Genomic DNA, 24,642 nt, shown 5'->3' on the forward strand with positions numbered 1-24,642 from the left:
GGCCGCTCGCGGGTCACCGGTCCCGGGTCTCGCACCGTCACGCCGAGGGGACCCGGATGATCAGGGCGTCACCCTGGCCACCGCCGCCGCACAGTCCCGCCGCGCCGAGGCCACCGCCACGGCGCCTGAGCTCGTGGGCGAGGGCCAGCACGATGCGGGCTCCCGAGGCCCCGATCGGGTGACCGACGGCGATGCCGCCGCCGTTGACGTTGATCTTGTCGAGCGGGACGCCGAGCTCCTTGGCCGACTGCAGGACGACCTGGGCGAAGGCCTCGTTGATCTCCAGCAGGTCGAGGTCGTCGACGGAGAGCCCCTGCTTGTCCAGGGCGTGCCTGATGGCGTTGGCCGGCTGGGACTGCAGGGAGTTGTCCGGACCGGCGACGTTGCCGTGCGCGCCGATCTCGGCCAGCCATTCGAGCCCGAGTTCCTCGGCCTTGGCCTTGGACATCACGACGACCGCGCAGGCGCCGTCGGAGATCTGCGAGGCGGAGCCCGCGGTGATCGTGCCGTTCCTGCCGAAGGCGGGGCGCAACCGGGCCAGGGCCTCGACGGTGGTGTCGGCGCGCACGCCCTCGTCTGCGGCGAAGACCACCGGCTCGCCCTTGCGCTGCGGGATCGTCACCGGGACGATCTCGTCGTCGAGCACACCGTTCTTGATCGCCGCGGCGGCCAGCTCGTGCGAACGGGCGGAGAAGGCGTCCTGCTCCTCACGGGTCAGGCCGAGGCGCTCGTTGTGCCGCTCGGTCGACTCGCCCATGGACACCTGGTCGTAGGCGTCGGTGAGGCCGTCGTGCGCCATCGAGTCCACGATGCCCGCCTCGCCGTACTTCACCCCTCTGCGCAGGCCGGGCAGCAGGTGGGGGGCGTTCGACATGGACTCCATGCCGCCTGCGACCACGACGTCGAACTCGCCCGCCCTGATGAGCTGGTCGGCGAGGGCGATGGCGTCGAGGCCGGACAGGCAGACCTTGTTGATCGTCAGCGACGGCACGGTCATCGGGATTCCGGCCTTGACGGCGGCCTGACGGGCGGGGATCTGCCCCGCTCCGGCCTGCAGGACCTGACCCATGATCACGTACTGCACGGCCTCGGGAGCGACGCCTGAACGCTCCAGCGCGGCCTTGATGGCGATGCCGCCGAGCTCGACGGCCGAAAGACCGGACAGCGAGCCGAGCAGCCGCCCGATGGGGGTACGAGCTCCGGCGACGATGACGGAACCAGACATAGCAGGGCCTCCCTGGCGGGGCTTGGGACGACTTTGCCACCATACCCATGGGTACCCGAGTAGCCGCCATGGAGGTTGGACATATGTTCATGCGGATCGATCATGTGGGAATCGCCTGCCACGACCTTGAGGAGAAGATCGCATTCTTCGAGCGGACCTTCGAGCTGACCGTGGTCGCCCGCGAGGTCAACGAGGAGCAGGGCGTCAAGGAGGCGATGCTGCACATCGCCGACGGCAACGGGGGCGGGTCGTACATCCAGCTCCTCGAACCGCTCGGCCCCGACACACCCGTCGGGAAGTTCCTCGCCAAGCGGGGTGAGGGGGTCCATCACGTGGCCTTCGGGGTCCCGGACGTCGCCGAGGCGATGCGGGAGATCGGCGACCGGGGCGTCAGGCTTCTCGACGAGGCTCCCCGGCACGGCACGATGGGTTCCTCCATCGCTTTCCTGCATCCCAAGGATGTCGGCGGAATGCTCACCGAACTCGTTCAGGCGCCAAAGCACTAAAGGCGCACCATGTCAAATGTAAGAAACGTTCGTACGTAACAAGTCGCGCAGAAAGCCAGAGGAGACCGACAACTCGGCGACTCCAGAGTACGCTGGCCTACCACCGGACGTGTGGATCCCCGCCACGGCTCCGCCTCGGATGTCCGACCAATCCCCCGTCCGGCCCGTGTAGCCGCCTCGACAACCCAGGATCGAGCCTCCATGCAGTCCGACATCGACGCCCAGCTCAACAATTTCTTCGAAGACGCCCCCGCTCGGGAATTCGACGTGGTGCTCCGAGGCTATGACCGGCACCAGGTCCACGACCATCTGAAGCAAGTCGACAACGAACTGCGCCAGACCAGGGAACAGCTCCAGGGCCTGCAACGAGAACTCGCCGACTCCCAGCGTCAGCTTCAGGAGCAGGAGCGTCCGACCTACTCGGGACTGGGCGCCCGTATCGAACAGCTGCTGCGTCTGGCCGAGGAGCAGGCCACCGAGCTGGTCCAGGCCGCTCGTTCAGAGGCGAACGAGATCAAGGCCGCGTCCAAGGTCGAGGCCGCGGACCTGCGTGCCGCCGCGGAGAACGAGGCGGCGGAGAAGCGCGCCCTCGCCACCCGCGAGGCCGACGACATGCGCACCACCGCCGAGCGGGACGCCGACGAGATCCGTTCGACCGCTCGCCGTGAGGCCGACGAGCTGACCGCCACCACCGAGCGCGAGGTCGCCAAGCTCAGGGCGACCGCCGACCACGAGGTCGCGGAGAAGCGCGCGGACGCCGAGCGTGAGATCGCCAAGCTGCGCACCACCACCGAGCGCGAGGTCGCCCAGCTGCGCGCCTCGACCAAGCGCGAGCGCGACGAGATCCTGACCACCGCCAAGCGCCAGGCCGACGAGATGCGCGCCCAGGCCCAGCGGGTCCTTGAGGAGTCCGAGGCCAAGCGCGCCCAGGACGAGGCCGAGTTCGAGATCCAGCTCGCCTCCCGCCGCGAGGAGGCCGAGCGCCAGGAGGCCGAGCGCCACGCCACCGCGCAGGCCAACACCCAGAAGCTGGTCTCCGAGGCCGAGCAGCGCGCGGCGACCGCCGAGCAGCGCGCGACCAAGGCGACCCAGCAGGCCGAGCAGACCCGCCGCGAGGCCGACACCCACGCCAAGCAGCTGCTCGCCAACGCCCGCAAGAACGCCGACCAGCTCGTGGCGGACGCCAAGTCCAGCGCCGAGTCGATCGTCTCCGAGGCCAAGTCCGAGGCCGAGCGCAGCCGTACGGTCGCCCAGCGCCAGGTCGACGAGCTGACCCGCCAGCGCGACAGCATCACCAGCCACCTCGCGCAGCTGCGCCAGCTGCTCGGCGGCGCGCCGCTGCCCGCGGCCGACCCCGAGCCCGCGATCGCCGCGGCGCCGCCCAAGCCGGCCATCCCGGCCTCCAACGGCAGCGAGAAGCCGCTCGCGCCCGCCGCGAAGTCGCCCGCCAAGGACGACGACGCGGAGTGGTGGCAGGAGTAGCCCCCCGCCTGGCGAGGCGTCACGACGGCTACACATGACGGCTACGAGAGAGCCTGGCGACCCTGAGGGTCGCTAGGCTCTCTTGTCACGTTCCCCGCCGTTCCCCCACCGCCAGGAGCACCAGTGTCCGAAGCGTCCCAGCCGCCCCAGGCGTCTCCGGCGCCTCAACCGCCCCAGGCGGCCGACGCCGCCCGGCCCGCCGTGCCGAAGGCCAGGCCCGAGTTCGCCGAGCCGTACGGCAAGCCGGGCAAACCGCTGACGAGGAACCCGTTCCTGATCGGGCTGACCGGGGGCCTGGGGATACTGACGGCCTGGGCGCTGGCCCAGGCGCTGATCACGGCGCGCAGCGTGATCGTACTGGTCGTCGTGGCGATGTTCCTCGCCGTCGGGCTCAACCCGGCGGTCGAGGCGTTGCAGCGGCGCAGAATGCCCCGCCGGGGGGCGATCTCGATCGTCTTCGGCGGGGTGATCCTGTTCTTCGTGCTGTTCGGTCTGGCGATCGTCCCGCCGGTGAGCCGGGAGGCGGCCTCCTTCGTCAGCGCGGTGCCCGGCTACGTCAGGGAGCTGCTGGCCAACCCCACGCTGAGGGCACTGGACAGCGACTACCAGATCCTCACCAGGATCGGCGACTACGTCACCAACGGCGGCCTGGCCCAGGCCGTGGCCGGCGGCCTGGTCGGTGCCGGCGCCGTGGTGTTCGACACGTTCTTCTCCGGCTTCACGCTGCTGGTGCTGACGCTGTACTTCCTCGGCTCGCTGCCCTCGATCAAGGACTACCTCTTCCGGCTCGTGCCGAGCAGCCGCAGGGAGCGGACCAGGGCGCTGGGCGACGAGATCCTCGACGGCATCGGCGGTTACGTGGCCGGGAACCTGCTGATCTCGGTGATCGCCGGGGTGACCACCTGGGTGTTCCTCGCGGTGCTGAACATGCCCTACGCGCTGGCCCTCGCCCTGGTCGTGGCGGTCGCGGACCTGATCCCGCTGGTCGGGGCGACGATCGGCGCCGTGCTGGTGACGCTGGTCGCGCTGCTGCAGTCCTGGACGCTCGGCGTGGCCTGCGGGGTCTTCTTCCTGATCTACCAGCAGATCGAGAACTATCTGATCTATCCGCGCGTCATGAAGCGCTCGGTCGACGTGGCCCCCGCGGTCACCGTGATCGCCGCGTTGTTCGGCGGCGCGCTGATGGGCATCGTCGGGGCGCTGCTGGCCATCCCGGTGGCCGCGGCGATCGCGTTGATCATTCGTGAGGTCGTGCTTCCCCGGCAAGCCCGGCTGTGAAGGCGGCCACGGCGCCGTTGAACGCCTCTGGCTGTTCGAGCGCGCTCAGGTGCCCGGCCCGCTCGATCACGGCCAGCCGCCCGTCGGGTACGGCCTCGACCATCGCCCGCGCTTCGGCGACCGGGGTGGTCTCGTCCTCCTCCCCCACGATCACCAGGGCGGGGACCGTGAGCCCGCGCAGGGTGTCGAAGGAGTCGGGACGGCCCGCCATGGCCCGTTGCGCCCAGGCGACCGCCCCCGGCGGGGCCGACTCGATCAGGGCGCGCACCCGGCCGAAGACCATCGCCCTGCTGCGCGCGGTCGTCCTGCCGACCATCGCGGGCATGATCTCCCCGGCCAGGAAGGAGGAGCCCTCCGCGAGCACGGTCGTGGCGACGCGTTCGCGGTACGCCCTGGCCTCCTCGGTGTCGGCGCTCGCCTTGGTGTCGGCGAGCACCACTCCGAGCAGCCGGTCGGGGTGGCGCCTGCACATGGCCATCGTCACGTAGCCGCCCATGGACTGGCCGACGACGACGGCCCTGTCGATCTTCCGGTGGTCGAGCAGGCGCGCCACGTCGTCGGCCATCACGTCGACGGAGGGCTCCTGGTCACCGAGTGGGGAGCCGCCGAAGCCACGCAGGTCGGGGGTGATGACCTCGCAGGAGGAGGACAGTCCCTCCCGCTGGGTCAGCCACATGGCCGAGGAGAGCGGGAAGGCGTGCAGCAGGATGACCGGGAGTCCCTGCCCGGCTGATCGCGTGTACATGAGCACGCTGTCCACCGTAGCCCCGCCGTCCGTGATTCGCGGACCCTATCCCTCGCCGGGCACCTCGCCGAGCATCTCGTGGGGTACCTCGTGGGGCAGCGGATGGGCCGCCGGGTTGACGCGCCGTACGATCTCGTTCAGGACGATCCGCACGTACGGCTCGCCGACCCACAGGTGTTTCGCGCCCTCGACCCCGACGACCTCGGCCTGCGGCACCCGCGCGAAGCGGGCCTTGGCCTCCTGCGGCCTCAGGTAGTCGTCGAACTCGGGGACCAGCGCCGTCAGCGGACGGCCGAAGGCCGCCCAGGCGTCGAGGTCCGCGTCGGTCGCCCGGCGCAGCGGCGGAGAGAGCAGGACGGCCCCCGTCACCAGCGGGTCGCGGCCCCATTTGAGCGTCAGCTCGGTGCCGAAGGACCAGCCGACCAGCCAGACGTTCGGCAGGTCGTGGAACTCGGCGTACTCCAGCGCCGCGGCGACGTCGAAGCGCTCCTCCTCGCCGTCGCCGAAGACCCCCTCCGAGGCGCCGCGCTCGGAGGAGGTGCCGCGCGTGTTGAACCGCAGCACCGCCAGGTCCGCCAGCGCGGGCAGCCGGTTGGCGGCCTTGCGGTACAGGTGGCTGTCCATCATGCCGCCGTGCGTGGGCAGCGGGTGCAGGCAGACCAGCGTCGCGACCGGCGGCCTTCCCGGGGGAAGGGCCAGCTCTCCGACGAGCCTCAGCCCGTCGCCGGTGTGCAGCTCGATCGGCTCCCTGCGCGCGGGCAGCACCGTCGAGGACCTGATCTCCATGTCTGTTCCGTGTCTCCTCACCGGCGGCCGGAGTGCCGCCGTTTTTCCGTACCCGGCCCGGTGTTCGGCGCCGGGTCTCAGTATCGGCTCCGGCCTGGACCGCGCCGTATCCGGTTGCGCCAGCACGCGGTGTGCCAGTGCCTGCGTTCCTGCTCTCCGCCCCGCCAGGCGGGCCAGCTCACCAGGTGCGGAACGCCCGGCCTGAGTTCCTGATCACAGCCGGGGCACCGGTAGACCTTGTCCGCGCCCGCGCCGGTGACCCGGCGCACGAACCAGTCGCCGTCCGGCCACTCCTCGACCTGGTCGACGCCGGGCACCGAGGAGCCGACGGGGCGTGCGGGGCTTCCCCGTCCGTCGCCCCGGTCGAAGGGGTCGATCCGGCGGGCTCTGCGGGGGCTCATGACAGGCCGCGAATGCTTCGCACGCCGGCCGTGACGAGCTGGTCGAGCAGCGGCGCGGGGGCGAAGGCCGGGTCGCGGTACTCGGTGTAGAGGGCGCGCAGTCCGTCGCGGACGGTTTCCAGGCCCAGCGCGTCGATCATCTCGAACGGCCCCGCCGGGTATCCGCAGCCGAGCCGCATGGCCGCGTCGATGTCCTCGATCCCTGCGTAGCCCGAGTCGTACATCCGCACGGCGTCGTTGAGGTACGGGTACAGCAGGGCGTCCACGACGAACTCGGCCCGGTCCTTGCAGTGCACCGGCACCCGGCCGACGATCTTGGTCAGGCCCTCGACGGCGCATGTCGCCTCCGGCGAGGTGAGCACGGTCGAGGCGACCTCGGCCAGCCTGTCCCCGACCAGGTGCAGGCCGACCAGGCGCCTGGGGTGCGGCAGCCGCGCGGCCAGTTCGATCACGGGGGTGTGCGACAGCGCGATGACCACGTCGGCGGTTTCCACCGCGCGCTCAAGCGTGTCCTCCGCCTCGCCCGCCGTGACCGTCTCCAGGGCGGTCGTCCTGAACCCGGCGTCGCCGAGCCTGGCCGCGAACTCGCGAGCGCCCTCACCGAGCACCGCGACGGAGCTGACCGTGGGCTTGCCCGACGCCGGAGGGGTGGCAACGGCCTGCCCGTCGTAGAAGCCCGCTCCCGTCTTACGGCCGAGCAGGCCCGCGGTGACCAGCTCCCGCAGGATCGGCGCGGGGGCGTGGCGGCGGTCGCGTGTCTCCTGGAACAGCACGCACATCACCTCGTAGGAGGTGTCCAGGCCGATCAGGTCGAGCAGCGCGAAGGGGCCCATCGGCACGCCGACGCCGAGTTTCATCGCGGCGTCGATGCCGTCGCGGGTGGCCAGGCCGTTCTCCAGCAGGACGGCGGCGTGGTTGAGGTAGGTCAGCAGCAGTCGGTTGACCACGAATCCGGCGCGGTCGCCGACGCTCACCGGCGTCTTGCCGAGCCGCCGCGCCAGGGCGGCGATCTCCTCGGCCAGGCCGTCCTCGGTGACCACCGTGTGGACCACCTCGACCAGCCTCATGACCGGCGCGGGGTTGAAGAAGTGCATGCCGACGACGCGCCCCGGCCTGCCGGTCGTGGCCGCGATCTCGGTGACGGAGAGGGAGGAGGTGTTGGTCGCGAGCACCGCGGACGGCTTGCAGATCCGGTCCAGGTCGGTGAACAGGGCCCGCTTGAAGTCCATGACCTCGGGGATGGCCTCGATGACGAGGTCGGCGTCCGCGAGGTCCTCCCGCGAGGTCGTCAGGGTGATCCGGCCGAGGATCTCGGCCCGCTCCGCCTCGCTCAGCCTGCCCTTGGCCAGGGCCCGTCCGGTCGAGTTCTCCAGGTTGTCCCGGCCTCGCCCGAGCGCGTCGGGATCGGCCTCGACACCGATCACCCTGAGCCCCGCGCGGGCGAAGACCTCCGCGATCCCCGCCCCCATCGTGCCGAGCCCGACGACTCCGACCTTCTCAAAGCTCCGCGTCATGCCGCCAGTCTCCCAGAGCCCATCACCTCCCCCCAAAACCAACCCAGGTAATCAACCGGTATCAACCCCGACGCCTCTTCCCGGTACCGTCCGGCGAAATCAAAGCAGTCGGTGAACGGATGAAGCCCTGTCGTCCTCGACGACGGACCACGCTCTCGCCGGACGGCGAGGGCGGTTACCCACGGCCGCGGCTTGACGCCTCGGAATCCCGCGCCACCGGCCTCCCCGCCCGATAGACCGCGCGGACCCGCCGTACGTCGTCGATGTGGTGGACGGGATCGCCGTCGACGACGAGAAGGTCGGCGTCATAACCGGGAGCGACACGGCCTTTGCGGTGCCCGAGGCCGCAGGACTCGGCGGCGAGGGAGGTGACGGAGGCGAGCGCTTCGACATTGGTGGCGACCTGTGCGGCGAAGTAAACGAGATCGCCGGGAAGTACGTCATGAGGTTTGTGAGGGTTGATGCCCGCGTCGGTGCAGCAGACGACGCGCACACCATGGCGTTGCATGTAGGCCTGGTTCTCCCAGTAGGGCTCGATGGTCTCCAGGACCTCGGGAGGCATCCCCTCACGGGGTTTGACGACCGTACAGCCGACGAAGGTGCCAGCCGCGGCCATGGCGTCAACGGTCCGAGGGTCGAGCCGCACCCCTGACCGCGTCATGAACGTGCAGTGTTCGATGCCGTCGACTCCGGCTGCCACGGCGTCGGTGATTCCCGCCGCAGCGTGCGCGTGCGCGGTGACAGGCAGTCCCAGCCCGTGAGCGGTCCGGGTGACCGCCCGCAGATCCGCCAGACCGTACTGCGATCCCCCGGGGTTGGTCCCCTTGGTGGACATGCCCCCTGTTGCCATGATCTTGACCAGGTCGGTCCCGTGTTCGGCGCGGGAGGTGACGGCGGCGACCAGTTCCTCCGCCCCTTCGGCCTCTCCGCCGAGGTACCAGCAGTGTCCACGGTTACCGGTGATGGGAGGGCCGGCCGCGAGGATCTGAGGGCCCGGTTCCCCCGTGGCGTACTCCTCGCGCAACCGTAGCGAGAGATATCCACGGTCGCCGAGGTCGCGAAGGGTGGTGATGCCGGCGTGCAACGCCTGGGCGGCGTGTTCCCGCATTCGCGTCATGACGGTGGCGTCATCGTCGTGAAGCATCTGATGTTCGGTGTTGCCGTTCGGGTCGAACGCCAGGTGGGTGTGCGCGTCCACCAGCCCCGGCATGAGGGTCACGGCCCCCAGGTCCGCCAGCGCCACCCCTTCCGGCGGGGGAGCGCCGGTGAGGTCGACGTCAACGATCCGGCCGTCTTCGATCAGGACCATGACCGGACGCGGATGCGCGGTCTCTCCGTCGAACAGGCGCGCACCGCGGACAGCCAGTCGAGAATCTCTCACGAACGCACTCCCATTATGGTCATGAATAATTCTCCGTTTCGGAACTCCTTACCACCGGTGAAAAGACTGCGTTCGGTGGCGCAAGCACCGGTGGCACGATCCGTCCCAGGTGAATTCATCTCCCGGGGGCATCGGAAATCGTAGGTCACCGTGGCCCGAAGTCGATAACGACCGATCAGCCCGGCGGGTGAGAAACGGCGGCGAAAAGACCGTCGGCGCAGGTGAGGCATATGATTCCGTCGCCTGAACGGCGTGGCGGGCAGGGGTTGTTCCGGGTCACCGAAACAATCAGCCTCGGGCCTTTCTCGTTTCTCCTCCTCGCGGGCACCGCCCGACCGATGCGAATGCGGCGTCGACCGTGTCCGCACCGGAAGCCCGGTCCCGACACGGCTTGGCGAAAGACGGCGGCAGCGGGCACAACGCAACCTGATCGATTCCGATCACCGCCAAAACGACGGGGACAGGCGCCAAAGCCCTTCGGCCAGGAAGGGATACACCGCCGATCACCTCACCTGCTCCGAGCCGCCCGCCGTTCCTCGGTCGCGGGCGGAACGGCAGGATCGGAAACGGGTCACGGAGCGAACCGGGCGAAGAACCTCCTCGTCCTGTCGTGGAACCGGCCTTCGTCGGCGGTGAAGCCCCTATGGACCGCCTCATATCCGCGACGACGCGGGATATGAGGCGATCCGGAACCGGCGACGAGCGGCTGGGTCTAGGCTTGGGTGCCATGCGTCTGGTCATCGCGCGGTGCAGCGTGGATTACGTGGGAAAGCTCACCGCTCATCTTCCGATGGCGCCCAGGCTCATCCTGATCAAAGCCGACAGTTCGGTCTCCATCCATGCGGACGACCGGGCGTTCAAGCCTCTGAACTGGATGAACCCGCCCTGCAAGCTCCGTGAAGAGGAGGGCACCTGGACGGTCACGCACGGCAAGACCGGGGAGAAGCTCGTCCTGACGATGGAGGAGATCCTGCACGACTCCAGCCATGAGCTGGGGGTCGACCCCGGCCTGGTCAAGGACGGGGTCGAGGCCCACCTGCAGGAGCTGCTGGCCGAGCACATCACCACGCTGGGCGCGGGCTGGACACTGGTCCGCCGCGAGTACATGACGGCGATCGGCCCGGTGGACATCCTCTGCCGTGACCACACCGGCGCCTCGGTCGCCGTCGAGCTCAAGCGCCGGGCGAACATCGACGCCGTGGAACAGCTGACCCGCTATCTGGAGCTGATGAACCGCGACCCGCTGCTCGCGCCCGTCAGCGGGATTCTGGCCGCCCAGGCCATCGTGCCGCAGGCCAGGACCCTGGCCGAGGACCGCGGCATCCGCTGCGTGACCCTCGACTACGACGAGCTGCGCGGCATCGAGCGCACCGACACCCTGTTCTGAGGCCACTGTCACGACGCCGCTGTCCTCCGTTCGGAGGACAGCGGCGTTCCACCGGTCGTGGGTGCCGCCGAAGCCGTACGAGGCGGACGCTTGAGGCATGGATACGGCGGTGAAGGTACGTGGCCTGACCAAACGGTACGGCGACGTGCAGGCGGTCGGGGGCATAGACCTCGACATCCACGCGGGCGAGGTGTTCGCGATCCTCGGCCCGAACGGCGCGGGCAAGTCGACCACGGTTGAGATCCTCGAAGGGCACCGGACCAGGGACGCGGGCGAGGTCAGCGTCCTGGGTGCCGACCCCGGCAGGCCGACCCGGGACTGGCGTTCCCGGATCGGGATCGTGTTGCAGACGGCCAACGACATGACAGAGGCGACGGTCGGGGAGACCGTACGGCACTTCGCCGGGTACTACCCGGCTCCGCGCGACCCGGACCAGGTCATCGAGCGGGTGGGCCTGACGGACAGCGCGGGCAAGCGCGTCCGGCAGCTCTCCGGAGGGCAGCGGCGACGGCTGGACGTGGCGCTCGGGGTGATCGGCGATCCTGAGCTGCTCTTCCTCGACGAGCCGACCACCGGGTTCGACCCGGAGGCCAGGCGGCGGTTCTGGGAGCTGATCCGGGACCTGGCGGGCCAGGGGACCACGATCGTGCTGACCACCCACTACCTGGACGAGGCCGAGGCGCTGGCCGGCCGGGTCGCCGTGGTCTCCGGCGGCCGGGTCGTCGCCGAGGGCGAGCCCGCGACGCTGGGCGGGCGGGCCAACGCCAAGGCCAGGGTGAGCTGGTCGGACGGGGGCGAGCGGCGCACGCTGGAGACGGACACCCCGACCGGGACCGTGCTCGAACTGACCCGGCGCTTCGACGGGGAGGTTCCCGAGCTCACCGTGACCAGGCCGACCCTGGAGGAGATCTACCTCGGGCTCGTCACCCCCTCCGAGGTGACCTCATGAGCCGGACGACCACCCATGTCCCCCTTTGGAGACCGTCCGCGGCACGACTGGGGCTGTCGCGGGCGGCCATCGAGACCCGGATGTTCCTCCGCGAACGGGACGCGGTCATCTTCGTCTTCTCCCTCCCGATCATCCTGCTGGCGATCTTCGGGGCGATCTTCAGCGGCACCCTTGAGGGAAGCGGCGTCAGCGTCGCCCAGCTGTACGTGTCGGGGCTGATCGGCTCGGCGGCGATGACGGGCTTCCAGAACCTCGGTATCGGCATCGCGATCGACCGTGACGACGGCACGCTCAAGCGGCTCGCGGGCACACCGCTGCCGCGTTCCTCCTACTTCGTCGGCAGGGCGTTGCAGACGCTGTTCCTGTCGCTGTGCCAGGTGGTGCTGCTGCTGGCCGTCGGGGTGCTGGCCTTCGGACTCGACCTGCCCATCCGGGTCTCGGCCTGGGTGACCTTCTCCTGGGTCTTCGTGCTCGGCGTGCTGTCCTCGGCGCTGCTGGGCGTGGCGGCCAGCAGCCTGCCCCGCTCGGGCCGGAGCGCGAGCGCGGTGATCTCCATGCCGTTCGTGGTGCTGCAGTTCGTCTCCGGGGTGTTCATCCCGGTCAGCCAGCTGCCCTCATGGCTGGTGAACATCGCCTCGGTGTTCCCGCTGAAGTGGATGTGCCAGGGCTTCCGCTCGGTCTTCATCGGTGACGCCGGGGCCACACTTGAGGTCGCCGGGTCCTACGAACTGGACCGGGTCGCCATGGTCCTGGGAGCCTGGGTCGTCGGAGGACTGGTGCTGTGCCTGCTGACGTTCCGGTGGAAGAGCCGCCGCGACGGATGACCCCTGAGGAACGGCCCCGTCCGGGCGGTGACCCGGCGGGGCCGAACACGTGGGAGTCGTCACCGGCCGTCTGGGAGATCCTGCTGGTCCCGGCGATTCTGCTGCCGGTCGTGCTCGTCGTCACCGGCGGCATGACCGTGCCGGGGAAGGCGGTCGCGGCGGGCTGCCTGCTCGCCGTACTGCCGCTCTATCTCCTGCTCGGCCGTCCGGCGATGACGGCCGACGATCTGCGGCGCGGGACGGTCTACATCGCGGTGCTGGTCGTCCTGTACTGCGTCGCCGTCTCCGTGGCCCCGATCTCGACGCTCGCCCTGTTCGGGCTGTGCCCGCAGTGCTTCGTCATCCATCCGGCCAGGACTGCCATGATCCCGGTGGCCGTGCTGAGCGTGGCCCACATCCCGCGTCACCTGTTCCTCGACGGCCCCGTGGGATATGAGCTTCTGACGGTCACCGTCGTCGTGATCCTGTTCTCCGCGGTCTTCGGCGTGTGGTCGGAGCGGGTGACCGAGCGCAGCGCGGAGCGGGCCGCCCTCATCAGGGAGCTGGTCGACAGCCGCACGGAGGTGGCCAGACTGTCCGCGGAACGGGGGGCGATGGCCGAGCGGGAACGGCTGGCCGGGGAGATCCACGACACCCTGGCCCAGGGCTTCACCAGCATCATCATGCTGGTGCAGGCCGCGCAGGCGCAGCCGGACCCGGCGCGCCACCTGCGGCTGGCCGTACGGACGGCCAGGGAGAACCTGGCCGAGGCCCGCGCGCTGATCGCCGCGCTCGGCCCGGCGCCGCTCGACGGCTCGACGCTGGAGGAGGCACTGGAACGGCTGACCGAACGCCTGGGCGAGGAGGCGGGCCTCGCCACGGCGTTCACCGTCCACGGCCGGTCGCGTCCGTTGCCGCCCGCCGTCGAGGTGGTGCTCCTGCGCGTGGCCCAGGAGGCGCTGGCGAACGTGCGCAGGCACTCCGGGGCCGGAAGGGCCGACGTCGGCATGGTCTACGGCCCGGAGACGGTCACGCTGGAGGTCCGTGACGACGGCGCGGGCTTCGAGCCTCCGGTCACCGAGGGGTACGGCCTGCGCGGCATGCGCGCCCGGGTCGAACAGGTCGGCGGTCGCCTGCTGGTGCGCGGCGCGCGCGGAACCGGGACCACGCTCACCGCCGAGGTGCCGGGATGACGCCCGCCCCCGGGGAACGGCACGCCTACCACCGCATGGACGGCTGGGAGCGGCTCTATCTTCTCGACCTCATCGTCTCCGTCGCCTTCGTCCTCCTCGACGACGCGCTCACCGTCGCCTGGAAGGCGGTCGTGCTGTGCCTGCTGGGCGGTTGCACGGCGGCCTACGTGTTCCTGGGAAGGCGCATCCCAGGGGGGCCGTACGGCACGAACGGGCGCGCCTACGTGGTGCTGTCGATCGTGCTCTTCACCCCGGTCTCGGTGCTCTGCCCGCCGACCCGTTTCCTGCTGTTCGCCTTCGGGCCGCAGTACTACATCCTGCTGCCGAAGCGGCAGGCGATGCTCGCGACCGTGGCGCTGAACGTGGCCCCCGTGCTGTGCCTGCCCCTGTTGCCCTCCAGTGGGGAGGACCTGCTCGCGTTGTCCGTCATCGGGCTGCTCTCGCTGGCCTCGAACCTGGTCTTCGGGCCCTGGATCCAGGATGTCGTCGAGCAGAGCAAGGGACGCGCCCTCCTCATCGAGGAGCTGGAGAACAGCCGTGCCGAGGTGGCCAGGCTCTCGGCGGCACAGGGGGCGGCGGCCGAGCGGGAACGGCTGGCCGGGGAGATCCACGACACCCTGGCCCAGGGCTTCACCAGCATCATCATGTTGCTGCAGCAGCCGGACGAGCGGCGGATCGGGCTGGCCGTGCGGACGGCGAGGGAGAACCTGGCCGAGGCCCGCGCGCTGATCGCCGCGCTCGGCCCGGCGCCGCTCGACGGCTCGACGCTGGAGGAGGCGCTGGGACGGATGGTCTCCCGGTTCGGCGAGGAACTGGCCGTCACCGCCTCGTTCGGGGTGAGCGGCGAGTCGCAGCCGATGTGGACCGGGGCCGAGGTCGTCCTGCTGCGCGCGGCGCAGGAGGCGCTGGCGAACGTCCGCAAGCACGCCCGCGCCTCGGCCGTCACGGTGACGCTGGACCATCTTCCCTCCGCGGCCCGGCTGACCGTCCGCGACGACGGCGTGGGGCTCGGGCCCTCGGCCGCCGACGGGTACGGCCTGCGCGGCATGCGCGCGCGGGCCGAGCAGGTGGGAGGGTGTCTGTCGCTGACGGCCGCCGCCGGCGAAGGCACCGTCCTGGAGATCACCGTCCCCGTTTCCCCGGCGACGGTCAGACGAGGAGTTTGACGAGTGCTACGACTGATGATCGTCGATGACCACCCCGTGGTCCGTGAAGGCCTGCGGGGCATGCTTGAGGCGGCGCCGGAGATCACCGTGGTCGGGGAGGCCGCCTCCGGGGACGAGGCGGTGGCGCGGGCCGTGCAACTGCGACCCGAGGTGATCCTGATGGACCTGCGGATGCCGAACGGCGACGGGGTCAGCGCGACCTCGCGCATCCTGGCCGCCCTGCCGCGGAGCCGGGTGATCGTGCTGACCACCTACGAGACGGACCAGGACATTCTGCGGGCGGTCGAGGCCGGGGCGGCCGGTTACCTGCTGAAGGACACCTCGCGGGCCGACCTGCTGGCCGCGATCGCCTCCGCCGCGCGTGGGGAGACGGTGCTGTCGCCGTCCGTGGCGACCCGGCTGGTGACCAGGATGCGCGCCCCGGCGGCCGAGACCCTGTCGCCGCGCGAGGCCGAGGTGCTGGCGCTGGTGGCCGAGGGGCTCACCAACGCCGAGATCGGCCGGGCGCTGTTCATCAGCGAGACCACGGTGAAGACCCACCTGCTGCGGGTCTTCGGCAAGCTGGGGGTCTCCGACCGTACGGCCGCCGTCACCACCGCTTTGGACCGTGGGTTCCTCGTCCGCTGAGGCCCTTCACGGACGTGGGTGACTTGACTGCCCAGTCAGGCTCGTGACCTTCTTGCATGAAGTGTGCAAGCAACAGGACACTTACTCTTCCGCAAAAAGGATCTTGCACCCATAATGGGGGATTCCGGGGGCCAGGATCATGAGGTGGAAGTGATAAAACGAGCATTTGTCAACCCCACGTCAAGGCGGGGTGCTTGACATGAACGGCCGGCCTTACCGGGGAATGTCAGCGGAGGAACGTCTCGCCGAACGACGGGAACGTTTGATCTGCGCGGCGTACACCCTCTATTCCGACCCCGGATTCCCAGAGACGACGATCGAGAGGCTGTGCGCCACGGCGCGCATCTCCAACCGCGCGTTCTACGAATGTTTCTCCGGGCGCACCGAACTCATGCGGGCACTGCACGAGAGGTGCGTCCAGGAGGCCGTCTCGGCGGTGGCGAAGGCCGTCGAGGAGGCTCCCGACACCCTGCTCGGCAGGGTCGAGGCGGGCATCACGGAGTACATCAACTTCGTCACCGAGGACAGAAGACGCGCCCGGATCATGCACCTGGAGGTGCGCAGGGCTGGCGACTGCCTCACCACCTCACGGCAGCAGGCCGTACGGGCCTTCGCGAGGATCGTCGCAGCCGGTGCCCTCGGTCCTCCGGACACGGTCGGGGTCAACCGGCACCTGCTCACGCTGGGCATGATCGGCGCCGTCCACGAACTGCTCATCGAGTGGGTGCTGGCCGAGGACCCGCCCCCGGTCTCCGACCTGGTCGGTACGGCCGTTCACATCTTCCACCGGTCGTTCGCGACATGACCGCCAGGTGAGCCCACCCGTCCCCCTCGCCCCGGTCGTCCCCGGGGCGTGGGGGGTCAGGCGACCGCGGCCATGGGCACCTCGACGATGAGCACCCGGTTGAGGCGGGTCACCGCCAGCACCCGCATGACCCGGACGGGCACCCCTCTCAGCACCAGGCGGCGCCCGGTCTCAAGCGCCCGGCGGTGCGTGCCGACCAGCACGCCCAAGCCGGTGGCGTCGATCATCTCAAGTCCGGAGAGATCGACGATCAGATCACCGTCACCGGAGTCGACCGCGCTGTGCAGTCGCGGGCGCACCACGGCTACGGTGCCCACGTCGAGGCGGTTGCCCACCACGACCACCTGCGCCCCGGGCTTTCCAACGGCGCGCATACCCCCTCCTCAGACCGATCTCGGCGCCACCTCGGTCGGCCGACCACGTGCACATCGGACCGTGTGAAAGCCCTGTCCCAGGACTGGGCTTTCTGCCGTCATGAGGAGCCCTTGCCCCCTTCTGGGAGAAAGATGCTGTTCATAACCAACCTTTTTCCTGCGCGACACGGATCGCGGTGATCCGGTTGGTCGCGCCGAGCTTGGTGATGGAGCTGGACAGGTAGTTGCGCACCGTCCCCTCGGTGAGGTGCAGTGAGGCCGCGATCTGGGCGACCGTCGCCCCCTGGGAGGCCAGGGACAGGGCGTCGCGCTCGCGTTCGGTGAGCGGGTTCTCCCCCGCCATCATCGCCGAGGCGGCCATCTCGGGGTCGAGATATCGGCCGCCCGCGTGGATCTTGCGGATCGCCGCCGCCAGTTCCTCGGCCGAGGCGTCCTTGGGGACGAACCCGCGCACCCCCGCGGCCAGCGCCCTCCTCAGGTAGCCCGGCCGCCCGAAGCTGGTCAGGATCAGCACGGCGTGACCGGGCAGTGTCTCGGCCACGCTCAGCCCGTCCATCCCCGGCATCTCGATGTCCAGCACCACCACGTCCGGGCTGTGATCCTGTACGGCCTGCGCCACCAGGTCGCCCCTGGACACCTCGGCGACCACCTCGATGTCCGGCTCCAGGCCGAGCAGCGTGGCGATCGCCCTGCGGATCAGGTGCGCGTCGTCTGCCAGCAGAACCCGGATCATCGTGCCCCCTCCAGCGGGATCGTGGCCCGCAACCTGAACTCCCCCGCGCCCTCGCCCGCGCCCGCGGTGAGGACCCCGCCCATCGCCGTCACCCGCTCCGACATGCCCGTCAGCCCGGTGCCGCCGCGCCCGCCCGGCCCGGTGGCGCCGTCGTTGGTCATCTCCAGCACCGCCGTACCCTCCCGCAGGGTGATCGCGATCCGGCAGCGGGTCGCCGAGCTGTGCCTGAGCACGTTGGTCGTGCCCTCCCTGATCACCCAGGCCAGCAGCGTGGCCGCCTCGTCGGGGACCCCCTCCTTCGGGAGTTCGAGGGAACAGCCGATGCCGCCCGCCTCAAGCACGGCCGTCATGCTGCGCAACTCGGCGTCGAAATCGACCGTGCGGTAGCCGCGCACCGCCGTACGGATCTCCTTGAGCGCCTCGCGTGCCAGCACGCGCACCTCGCCCATCTCCGCGGCGGCCCGCTCGGCGTCCACGGCCGACAACTTGGCGGCGACCTCGCTCTTGAGAGCGATCGCGGACAGGCTGTGCCCGACCAGGTCGTGCAGGTCACGGGAGAAGCGCAGCCGTTCCTCGGTCACCGCCAGCCTGGCCATGGCCTCCTTGCCCTCCTCGGCCGCTCTGACCACCTTCCAGAACCAGAGCTGGAAGCGGTTGGCCCACGGCATGAACATGGCCATCGCGAGGAAGGTCGCTATCGCGAGGGCGGAGGTGTCGTCGAGCCCGAGACGTCCGCTGGGCACGACGAGCACCGCGACGGCCGCCGCGCCGACGGACACGGCGATCGCCCCTCTCCTGTCCAGCAGCAGGGCCGCGCCCGAGGACCAGGCGACGGCCAGGAGCCCGAGGGACCACAGCTCACCGTGCAGGGACACCAACATGACCAGGACGAGCGCGCCGGAGGCGATCATCTCGCGGGTCGCCCTGACCCCGGCGATCGAGGCTCTGACCATCTGCACGTACAGGATGCTGAAGGCGGCCGTCCCCGCCATATCGAAGATCGTCAGAGGGGCCAGGAGGTGCCGGCCCTGCGCGGTGAGCCTCACGAAGGTGCCGAGCCAGGCGAAGGCCACGCCGATCAGCAGCGTGCCGACGGTCGACCTGCGCAGCCGCTCGACACTCGTACGCCCGGGATGGCACCACAGCGACATCCGCAGCTTGCCGAGGACGGTCTTCCAGGACGGACGTCCGGGCTCTCCGGAGAACACCGGCGAGGCGGGAGGCATGTCGCCTCCCGCCTCCCCTGTGTCACTTTTTGTCTGCATCTCGCGGTAGACGTTATCCGTGCCGGGGTTCCCACCGGAACAGCCATCCGGCCAACAGGGCCGTCACCGCGATCCAGACGACCAGGATTCCGAAGGAGGGCAGCGCCCCCGTCCACTGCTCCAGCACGCTCAGCGCCCTGCCGCTGCCGGAGTAGTGGTCGGAGCCGAGGAAGGCGCTGCGCATGATCTTCACGATCGGGGTGATCGGGAGCAGGCCGGAGATCGTCCCCAGCAGGCCGGGCAGCGCGTTCGTCGGGAAGGCGACCGGCGAGCCGATCATCAGGAGCAGGAGGATCGGGAGCACCGTGATCTGGGCCATCTCGGCGTTGGGGGTCAGGCCGGAGCAGGCGGCGGCCAGCAGCCCGAACACCGTCACCCCCAGGACCGCGGCCAGGAGCATCAACGGCACGTTGACCGGGGTCGCCCCCTCGGTGCGCTGGATCCAGATCCCCAGCAGGACGACCTGACCGAAGAAGAGAGCGAGCGCACCGAGGGCGCTTCCCGCCAGAACCGCCGCCGCAGAAGGCTGGCCCCCGCGCAGCCGCTTGAGCACCAGTTCCTCACGACGGGCCGTCAATGAGTTGACCAGGTTGACGAAGACCGCGAACCCCATCATCAGGCCCGGCATTCCGGTCAGCACGAAGAGCTTGGCGGACACCCCCTCGATGGTCGCGCCCCCCTGGGTCTGGGTGAACAGCCAGGCCATCAACAGCGGCATCAGCAGCACGGTGAACAGGACGGTGGTGTTCCTGAAGATCAGGGTCAGGTCGATCTTGGCCAGCCGTACGGCGTGCAGGGCGTCGGTTCTCATGGTCTGTCGTTGCCTTCCGGCCGTCGTGCGGCCTGTCGTCTCCCCGCGGATCGCTCCGCCGTCCACCCGGATGGTCTCCGGTCCTACGCCGTCTCCCCGAGGACCCGCATGAAGGCGTCCTCCAGGGTCCCCCGGCGTACGGTCAGCCGCTCCAGGACCTCGCCCCGGCTGTCGGCCCAGGCCAGCAGCGGTGAGAGGGCGGCGTGCGCGCGGGCCTGGACCTGGTCGCCGGTCAGCGTGTAGGCGACCTCGGTGCCGTCGCCCGTGTAGGTGAGCGCCGGGGCCGCGCCGTCCAGGAAGGGCAGCTCGTCGTAGGAGCGGGAGGCCCCGCCGAGCCGGAAGGAGATGGTGTCGCCGGAGCCCGCGACGACCTCCTCGACCGTCCCGTAGGTGTGGATCCGCCCCTCGTGCATGATCGCCAGGCGGCCCGCGAGGCGCTCGGCCTCCTCCAGGTAGTGCGTGGTGAGCAGCACGCTCGTGCCGCGTTCCCGCAGGTCCTCGATCACCCGCCACGTGGTACGGCGCGCCTCGGGGTCCATACCGGTGGTCGGCTCGTCGAGGAAGAGCAGCTCCGGGGCGGACAGTACGGCCAGCGCGAGGTCGAGCCTGCGCTTCTGACCGCCGGAGAGCTGCTTGACCCTGGTCCTGGCCTTGTTCTCCAGGCCGACCAGCTCAAGCGCGCCCATGGTCTGCCGGTCGACGCCCTTCGTCCAGCCCGTGATGGACAGGCGTCCCGGCGTCCCGGTGCCGGACAGGGTCACGGGGCGTCCCGCGTCCTCGCTCAGCCCCTTCCACAGCCCGACGGTCTCGGCGACCGTGAGGTCCCCCAGGAAGCCACCCTCCTGCAGCATGATCCCGATACGGGGACGCAGGCTGCGGCGCTGCCTGATCGGGTCGAGGCCGAGGACCCTGACGCTCCCCTCGGTGGCGGGCGTGAAGCCCCCCAGGACCTCCATGGTGGTCGTCTTGCCCGCGCCGTTCGTGCCGAGCAGGGCGAAGATCTCGCCCCTGGCGACGGTGAAGGAGACGCCGCGCACCGCCTCGAAGTCACCGTACTTCTGCCGGAGCCCGCCGACCTCGATCACGTTTTCGAGGCCGACGGTTCCGATCTCCGCCGTGTCCGCGAGCTGTGGTGTTCTCATGGCGACAATCCTGCTGTTTCCGCCTTTCACCAGGTAGTCGCCGATATCACCACACCAGCAGAGAGATGTCAGCCGACGGAGCTGACAAATGTCATCCGGACCGGGGCGGCAGCGCCGGACGACGCCGGGACGGACGCCGCGAGAGGTCGGGAGCCTTCGCCGCAGGCCGCTCCTCAAGAGCGGCCAGCGCCAGCCGTACCGCCTCCTCGATCTGCGGGTCCCGGCCCCGCGCCCAGTCACCGGGGGTGATCTCCACCTCGACGTCGGGATCGACGCCGTAGTTCTCGACCCCCCAGCCGAGCTCGTCGAACCAGAAGGCGTACCTCGCCACGGTGATGTAGGTGCCGTCCACCAGGCGGTGGTCGCCCTCCGTGCCGATGACGCCGCCCCAGGTCCGGGTGCCGACCACGGGACCGAGCTTGTGGATCTTGAAGGCCGCCGTGACGATGTCGCCGTCCGACCCCGCGTTGTAGTCGGTGACCGCGACCAGCGGGCCACGCGGGGCGTCCTCGGGATAGGTGACCGGGTTCAGGCCCCTGGGCAGGTCCCAGGCGATGATCCGGCGGATCAGCTTCTCGATGATCAGCTCGGAGGTGTGGCCACCCCGGTTGCCACGCAGGTCGACCACCAGTGCCTCCCTGGTCATCTCCCTGCGCAGATCACGGTGGAACTGCGCCCAGCCCTCCGCGACCATGTCCGGGATGTGCAGATAACCGACCCTGCCTGCCCCCAGCTCACGGACGTGCGTCCTGCGCTCGGTGACCCAGTCCTGGTAACGCAGGCGCCGGTCGTCGCGCAACGGGGTGACGACGACCCTCCGCCCACCGCCCAGGGTCAGCTCGACCGGTTTGTCCGCCGCACCGATCAGCAGCGGCGCCGGGCCCTGCGGGGGCACCGGACGGCCGTCCACGGCCAGCAGCCTCTCCCCCGGCGTGATCCCCGCCCCCGGTACGGCCAGCGGCGAGCGGGCGTGCACGTCCGAGGACTCGCCGGGCAGTACCCGGTCTATCCGCCAGTGGCCCTCCTCGTCCCGGGACAGGTCGGCGCCGAGCAGACCCACCGGCTCGGAGACCCGGTGCCCCCACGGAGCCGCGTAGACGTAGCAGTGCGAGGTTCCCAGCTCCCCCATGACCTCCCACAGCAGGTCCGCGAAGTCGTCCTGGGTCGCCAGACGCTCGACCAGCGGCCGGTACTCGTCGAGCACGGCCTCCCACTCCACCTCCGCCAGGTCCTCGACCCAGAAGTCGGCCCTGACCCTGCGGCCCATCTCGGTGTAGGCGTGCCGCCACAGGGCGACCGGGTCGGCGGTGACGCGGATACGCGACAGGTCGACGGTCGTGTCCTCACCGTTCTTGCCCGTGACCGGCCTGACCGTGAGGGTCCCCTTGTCCGAGACGACGAGCTGGGTGCCGTCCCCGCTCACCGCGTACCAGTCGAGCTTGTCCACCACCTCCTCGCACTTGCGCTTGACCAGGTCGAAACGGTCGAGCGCGGCCCTGGGGGCATCACCGCCGACCTTGTCCCGGTCCTCACCCAGCTCACCCGCCAGCGGCTCACGCAGCCAGACGATGCCGTCCTTGACCGCGCTGAGCGCCGAGTAACGTCCCTCCGGCACCGGCACCTGCACCACCCTGGAGGCGATGCCGTCGAGATCGACGGTGAACGGGAGATCTCCGTCCTTGTCGTCCTCGGGATCCGTCAGGGGCCGCCCCTCCCCGCTCGGCGCGAACGGCGAAGGCGTCGCCGCGGCCAGCGGCACCAGGTACGGCCGGTAGCCGAACGGGAAGGACATGTCGAAGGAGTGCGCGTCGTAGACGGGGTCGAAGCCCCTGCGCGACAGGAACGCCAGATACCTCCCGGCGAAGGCGGGCGAGACGTCGACGAACCGCCCGTCGGTGACGTCGGTGACGACCCGGTCGGCCATCCTCGCCAGCCTGATCCGGCGCAGCGGGGTCGCGTCCGGGTGCGACCACGCCAGCCATGCGGAGTCCGGAGACCAGGTCAGCCCGCTGATCTCGCCGTTCGCCCTGGACAGCTCGACGACCTCCCCCGAGGCCACGTCGACCAGGAGCAGCCCGCCGTCCCTGGCCGCGACCGCGATCGTGTTCGCGTCGGGCGCCACGGCCAGGTCACCGACCTCGCCCAGCCGCCCGGCGGCGATCCTGCGGGTCTCCCCACCGCCGGCCGGGCCGATCTCCAGCCCCTGACGCTCCCCGTCGTCGAAGACCCACACCACCCGGTCCGCGCCCAGAAGCCGAGGCGTGCCGGCGGCCAGGCCCGTGCTGAGCTGCCGCGCGGGCCCGTCCCGGTGGGTGAGCCAGTGCACCGTCCCCTGGACCTCGACCGCGCTCGCCTGCCCCGTCGCGTCCACCGCCAGATCGTGCAACCGCCACCCCGGATTGACCTGGTACGGCTGCCGCCCCCTCGGCGGCGAACCGAGCGTCACGTCGAGTTTGCGCGAGGAGCCGTCGAGATCGTCGAGCAGGTAGACGTCCCCGGCGTTCTGGTAGACGATCCTGGTCCCGTCAGTGGTCGCGTGACGGGCGTAGAAGACGTCATGGTCGGTGTGGCGGCGCAGTCCGGTGCCGTCGAGCTCACAGGAGTAGAGGTTGCCGACGCCCTCGTGGTCGGAGAGGAAGACCAGCCGTCCCCCGACCAGCATCGGGTTGGCGAAGGTGCCTCTCACCTCCGGCAGGACCTGTTCGAACTCATCCGACAGGCCGCGCCGTACCCACAGGCGGCCCGCCGTACCGCCTCGGTAACGCTTCCAGACGGCGGGGTCGCGGGAGAGTGAGGCGGTGAGCAACGCGACCGTCGCCCCCGCCTCCCCCGATCCCCCGCCGTCCCCCGTGGCCGACAGATCGAAGACCGGCCCGTACGGCAGCCGCTCGACGTGGCCGTCGCCGAGCGCGTAGGCCCAGTTCCGCCAGACGAACGGCTCGCCGGTCGCGCTGATCGCGAGAATCCTGCCGTCCGGAGTCCAGCCGCGGGTGCGGGTCCTGGGGTCGTTCCAGTAGGTCAGCCTCTCCGCCGACCCGGACTCAAGGTCGGCGAGGTGCACCTCGGGGTGGCCGTCGCGGACACTCGTCCACGCGACCCTGGTCGCATCGGGAGAGAGCCGGGGATGCGAGGCCGGCGCCCTGTCCGAGGTCAGGCGCCAGGCCCTGCCGCCTTCGGCGGGAGCGGTCCAGACGTCGTCGTCGGCGACGAAGGTCAGAGTCTCCCGGGAGATGTGCGGGAAACGCAGGTAAAAACCGGAAACCATCGGTAAATCATATTGTCAGCTATCTAACTAATCAGGAGTAATTCTGCGCAAGATACGCTGAGTCTCATGACCCGAGCTGACAGAGACAACCCGGTGGTGCTCTCCAAGATCTACACGCGCACCGGCGACGACGGTACGACGGCACTCGGCGACATGAGCCGCACCCGCAAGACCGACTCCCGGCTCGCCGCCTACGCCGACGTGGAGGAGGCCAACGCCGCGATCGGTGTCGCCCTGGCCGTGGGCACCCTCGACGAGGACGTCACCACGGTCCTGACCCGGGTGCAGAACGAACTGTTCGACCTCGGCGCCGACCTGTCCACGCCGATCACCGAGAACCCCGAGTTCCCCCCGCTGCGCGTCGAAGCCTCCTACGTCGAGTGGCTCGAAGCCAGGTGCGACGAGTTCAACGAACGGCTCAGGCCACTGCGCAGCTTCATCCTGCCCGGCGGCACCCTCGCCGTGGCCCAGCTCCACGTCGCACGGACCGTGGCCCGGCGCGCGGAACGGACCGTCTGGGCGGCCCTCGAAGAGCACGACGACGTCAACCCGCTGACCGCGAAGTACCTCAACCGCCTCAGCGACCTGCTGTTCATCCTGTGCCGCGTCGCCGCCGGGGGCGATGAGATCCTGTGGAAGCCGGGGGGTACGCGTTAGCGCTTGCTCCGCCTGGCTGTGTCTCCTTGCTCCGCCTGACGGCGTCGCGGGCTTGGGCGCTTCGAGTCGGTGCTTTCCCTCGTCGCTGTGTCTCTTTGCGCCGCCTTCGGCGCCGCGGGCTTGGGCGCCCCGAGTCGGTGCTTTCCC

Annotated in this window: 23 protein-coding genes; 11 read left to right on the forward strand and 12 right to left on the reverse strand. The window is 70.2% G+C overall.

Annotation, left to right across the window (positions count from 1 at the left end):
- Window positions 1–37: 37 nt before the first annotated feature.
- Window positions 38–1,225, reverse strand: coding sequence for an acetyl-CoA C-acetyltransferase (locus tag ACFOYY_RS26360; RefSeq protein WP_352009626.1), 1,188 nt, complete (start codon window positions 1,223–1,225; stop codon window positions 38–40).
- 83 nt (window positions 1,226–1,308) lie between these two features.
- On the opposite strand from ACFOYY_RS26360, the gene mce reads away from it, so the two are divergent.
- The 3 genes from mce (at window position 1,309) to ACFOYY_RS26375 (ending at window position 4,491) form a co-directional block, all read left to right on the forward strand.
- Window positions 1,309–1,731 carry a methylmalonyl-CoA epimerase gene (gene mce / locus ACFOYY_RS26365; RefSeq protein WP_352010161.1) on the forward strand — a complete coding sequence of 141 codons (423 nt, stop codon included), beginning with the start codon at window positions 1,309–1,311 and terminating at the stop codon, window positions 1,729–1,731.
- 201 nt (window positions 1,732–1,932) lie between these two features.
- Entirely contained in the window at window positions 1,933–3,213 is a 1,281-nt protein-coding gene (locus tag ACFOYY_RS26370; protein ID WP_352009627.1) for a DivIVA domain-containing protein, read from the forward strand.
- 123 nt (window positions 3,214–3,336) lie between these two features.
- Window positions 3,337–4,491, forward strand: coding sequence for an AI-2E family transporter (locus ACFOYY_RS26375; RefSeq protein WP_352009628.1), 1,155 nt, complete (start codon window positions 3,337–3,339; stop codon window positions 4,489–4,491).
- Here the strand turns inward: ACFOYY_RS26375 and ACFOYY_RS26380 are convergent.
- The 5 genes from ACFOYY_RS26380 to ACFOYY_RS26400 all read right to left on the reverse strand — a co-directional run bounded on the left by ACFOYY_RS26380 (window position 4,451) and on the right by ACFOYY_RS26400 (window position 9,318).
- On the reverse strand, window positions 4,451–5,236 hold the full coding sequence (locus ACFOYY_RS26380; RefSeq protein WP_386194069.1) for an alpha/beta fold hydrolase: 786 nt from the start codon (window positions 5,234–5,236) through the stop codon (window positions 4,451–4,453). The genes ACFOYY_RS26375 and ACFOYY_RS26380 overlap by 41 nt on opposite strands.
- Before the next feature lie 45 nt (window positions 5,237–5,281).
- Window positions 5,282–6,022: an alpha/beta hydrolase gene (locus ACFOYY_RS26385; protein ID WP_386192993.1), complete on the reverse strand. Its 741-nt coding sequence runs from the start codon at window positions 6,020–6,022 to the stop codon at window positions 5,282–5,284.
- A 77-nt stretch (window positions 6,023–6,099) separates the two neighbouring features.
- Window positions 6,100–6,423 carry an ATP/GTP-binding protein gene (locus ACFOYY_RS26390; RefSeq protein ID WP_352009630.1) on the reverse strand — a complete coding sequence of 108 codons (324 nt, stop codon included), beginning with the start codon at window positions 6,421–6,423 and terminating at the stop codon, window positions 6,100–6,102.
- Window positions 6,420–7,937 carry a 3-hydroxyacyl-CoA dehydrogenase gene (locus ACFOYY_RS26395; RefSeq protein WP_386192996.1) on the reverse strand — a complete coding sequence of 506 codons (1,518 nt, stop codon included), beginning with the start codon at window positions 7,935–7,937 and terminating at the stop codon, window positions 6,420–6,422. The genes ACFOYY_RS26390 and ACFOYY_RS26395 overlap by 4 nt, the downstream gene beginning before the upstream one ends.
- A gap of 175 nt (window positions 7,938–8,112) precedes the next feature.
- The gene (locus tag ACFOYY_RS26400) at window positions 8,113–9,318 is read right to left on the reverse strand and encodes an amidohydrolase family protein (protein WP_362777067.1); all 1,206 of its coding nucleotides are present in this window, start codon (window positions 9,316–9,318) and stop codon (window positions 8,113–8,115) included.
- A 727-nt stretch (window positions 9,319–10,045) separates the two neighbouring features.
- On the opposite strand from ACFOYY_RS26400, the gene nucS reads away from it, so the two are divergent.
- From nucS to ACFOYY_RS26435, 7 genes are all read left to right on the forward strand, one after another.
- Window positions 10,046–10,705, forward strand: coding sequence for an endonuclease NucS (gene nucS / locus ACFOYY_RS26405; protein ID WP_352009633.1), 660 nt, complete (start codon window positions 10,046–10,048; stop codon window positions 10,703–10,705).
- A 97-nt stretch (window positions 10,706–10,802) separates the two neighbouring features.
- On the forward strand, window positions 10,803–11,654 hold the full coding sequence (locus ACFOYY_RS26410) for an ABC transporter ATP-binding protein (protein ID WP_352009634.1): 852 nt from the start codon (window positions 10,803–10,805) through the stop codon (window positions 11,652–11,654).
- On the forward strand, window positions 11,651–12,478 hold the full coding sequence (locus ACFOYY_RS26415) for an ABC transporter permease (protein WP_352009635.1): 828 nt from the start codon (window positions 11,651–11,653) through the stop codon (window positions 12,476–12,478). Before ACFOYY_RS26410 ends, ACFOYY_RS26415 begins: the two co-directional genes overlap by 4 nt.
- Window positions 12,475–13,650 carry a sensor histidine kinase gene (locus tag ACFOYY_RS26420; protein ID WP_386193001.1) on the forward strand — a complete coding sequence of 392 codons (1,176 nt, stop codon included), beginning with the start codon at window positions 12,475–12,477 and terminating at the stop codon, window positions 13,648–13,650. The genes ACFOYY_RS26415 and ACFOYY_RS26420 overlap by 4 nt, the downstream gene beginning before the upstream one ends.
- Window positions 13,647–14,816 (forward strand): sensor histidine kinase, encoded by a 1,170-nt coding sequence (locus tag ACFOYY_RS26425; protein WP_352009637.1) that lies wholly within the window; start codon window positions 13,647–13,649, stop codon window positions 14,814–14,816. Before ACFOYY_RS26420 ends, ACFOYY_RS26425 begins: the two co-directional genes overlap by 4 nt.
- Before the next feature lie 3 nt (window positions 14,817–14,819).
- Entirely contained in the window at window positions 14,820–15,443 is a 624-nt protein-coding gene (locus ACFOYY_RS26430; protein WP_352009638.1) for a response regulator transcription factor, read from the forward strand.
- 199 nt (window positions 15,444–15,642) lie between these two features.
- Window positions 15,643–16,248 (forward strand): TetR/AcrR family transcriptional regulator, encoded by a 606-nt coding sequence (locus ACFOYY_RS26435; protein ID WP_352009639.1) that lies wholly within the window; start codon window positions 15,643–15,645, stop codon window positions 16,246–16,248.
- A gap of 56 nt (window positions 16,249–16,304) precedes the next feature.
- Here the strand turns inward: ACFOYY_RS26435 and ACFOYY_RS26440 are convergent, their stop codons facing one another.
- From ACFOYY_RS26440 to ACFOYY_RS26465, 6 genes are all read right to left on the reverse strand, one after another.
- Window positions 16,305–16,622: an STAS domain-containing protein gene (locus ACFOYY_RS26440; protein WP_352009640.1), complete on the reverse strand. Its 318-nt coding sequence runs from the start codon at window positions 16,620–16,622 to the stop codon at window positions 16,305–16,307.
- 139 nt (window positions 16,623–16,761) lie between these two features.
- Window positions 16,762–17,355, reverse strand: a complete 594-nt coding sequence (locus ACFOYY_RS26445; RefSeq protein WP_352009641.1) for a response regulator transcription factor — start codon at window positions 17,353–17,355, stop codon at window positions 16,762–16,764.
- A complete protein-coding gene (locus tag ACFOYY_RS26450; RefSeq protein ID WP_352009642.1) occupies window positions 17,352–18,581 on the reverse strand; it encodes a sensor histidine kinase in 1,230 nt (409 codons plus the stop codon). The genes ACFOYY_RS26445 and ACFOYY_RS26450 overlap by 4 nt, the downstream gene beginning before the upstream one ends.
- A 52-nt stretch (window positions 18,582–18,633) precedes the next feature.
- Window positions 18,634–19,431, reverse strand: coding sequence for an ABC transporter permease (locus ACFOYY_RS26455; protein WP_352009643.1), 798 nt, complete (start codon window positions 19,429–19,431; stop codon window positions 18,634–18,636).
- Window positions 19,432–19,514: 83 nt separating this feature from the next.
- A complete protein-coding gene (locus ACFOYY_RS26460; RefSeq protein ID WP_352009644.1) occupies window positions 19,515–20,573 on the reverse strand; it encodes an ABC transporter ATP-binding protein in 1,059 nt (352 codons plus the stop codon).
- A 91-nt stretch (window positions 20,574–20,664) separates the two neighbouring features.
- Window positions 20,665–23,838, reverse strand: coding sequence for a S41 family peptidase (locus tag ACFOYY_RS26465; RefSeq protein WP_386193008.1), 3,174 nt, complete (start codon window positions 23,836–23,838; stop codon window positions 20,665–20,667).
- Window positions 23,839–23,904: 66 nt separating this feature from the next.
- Between ACFOYY_RS26465 and ACFOYY_RS26470 the strand changes: the two genes are divergently transcribed.
- Entirely contained in the window at window positions 23,905–24,495 is a 591-nt protein-coding gene (locus ACFOYY_RS26470) for a cob(I)yrinic acid a,c-diamide adenosyltransferase (protein ID WP_362777085.1), read from the forward strand.
- Window positions 24,496–24,642 lie beyond the last annotated feature (147 nt).

The organism is Streptosporangium jomthongense, assembly GCF_042650425.1.
Classification (GTDB): Bacteria; Actinomycetota; Actinomycetes; order Streptosporangiales; family Streptosporangiaceae; genus Streptosporangium.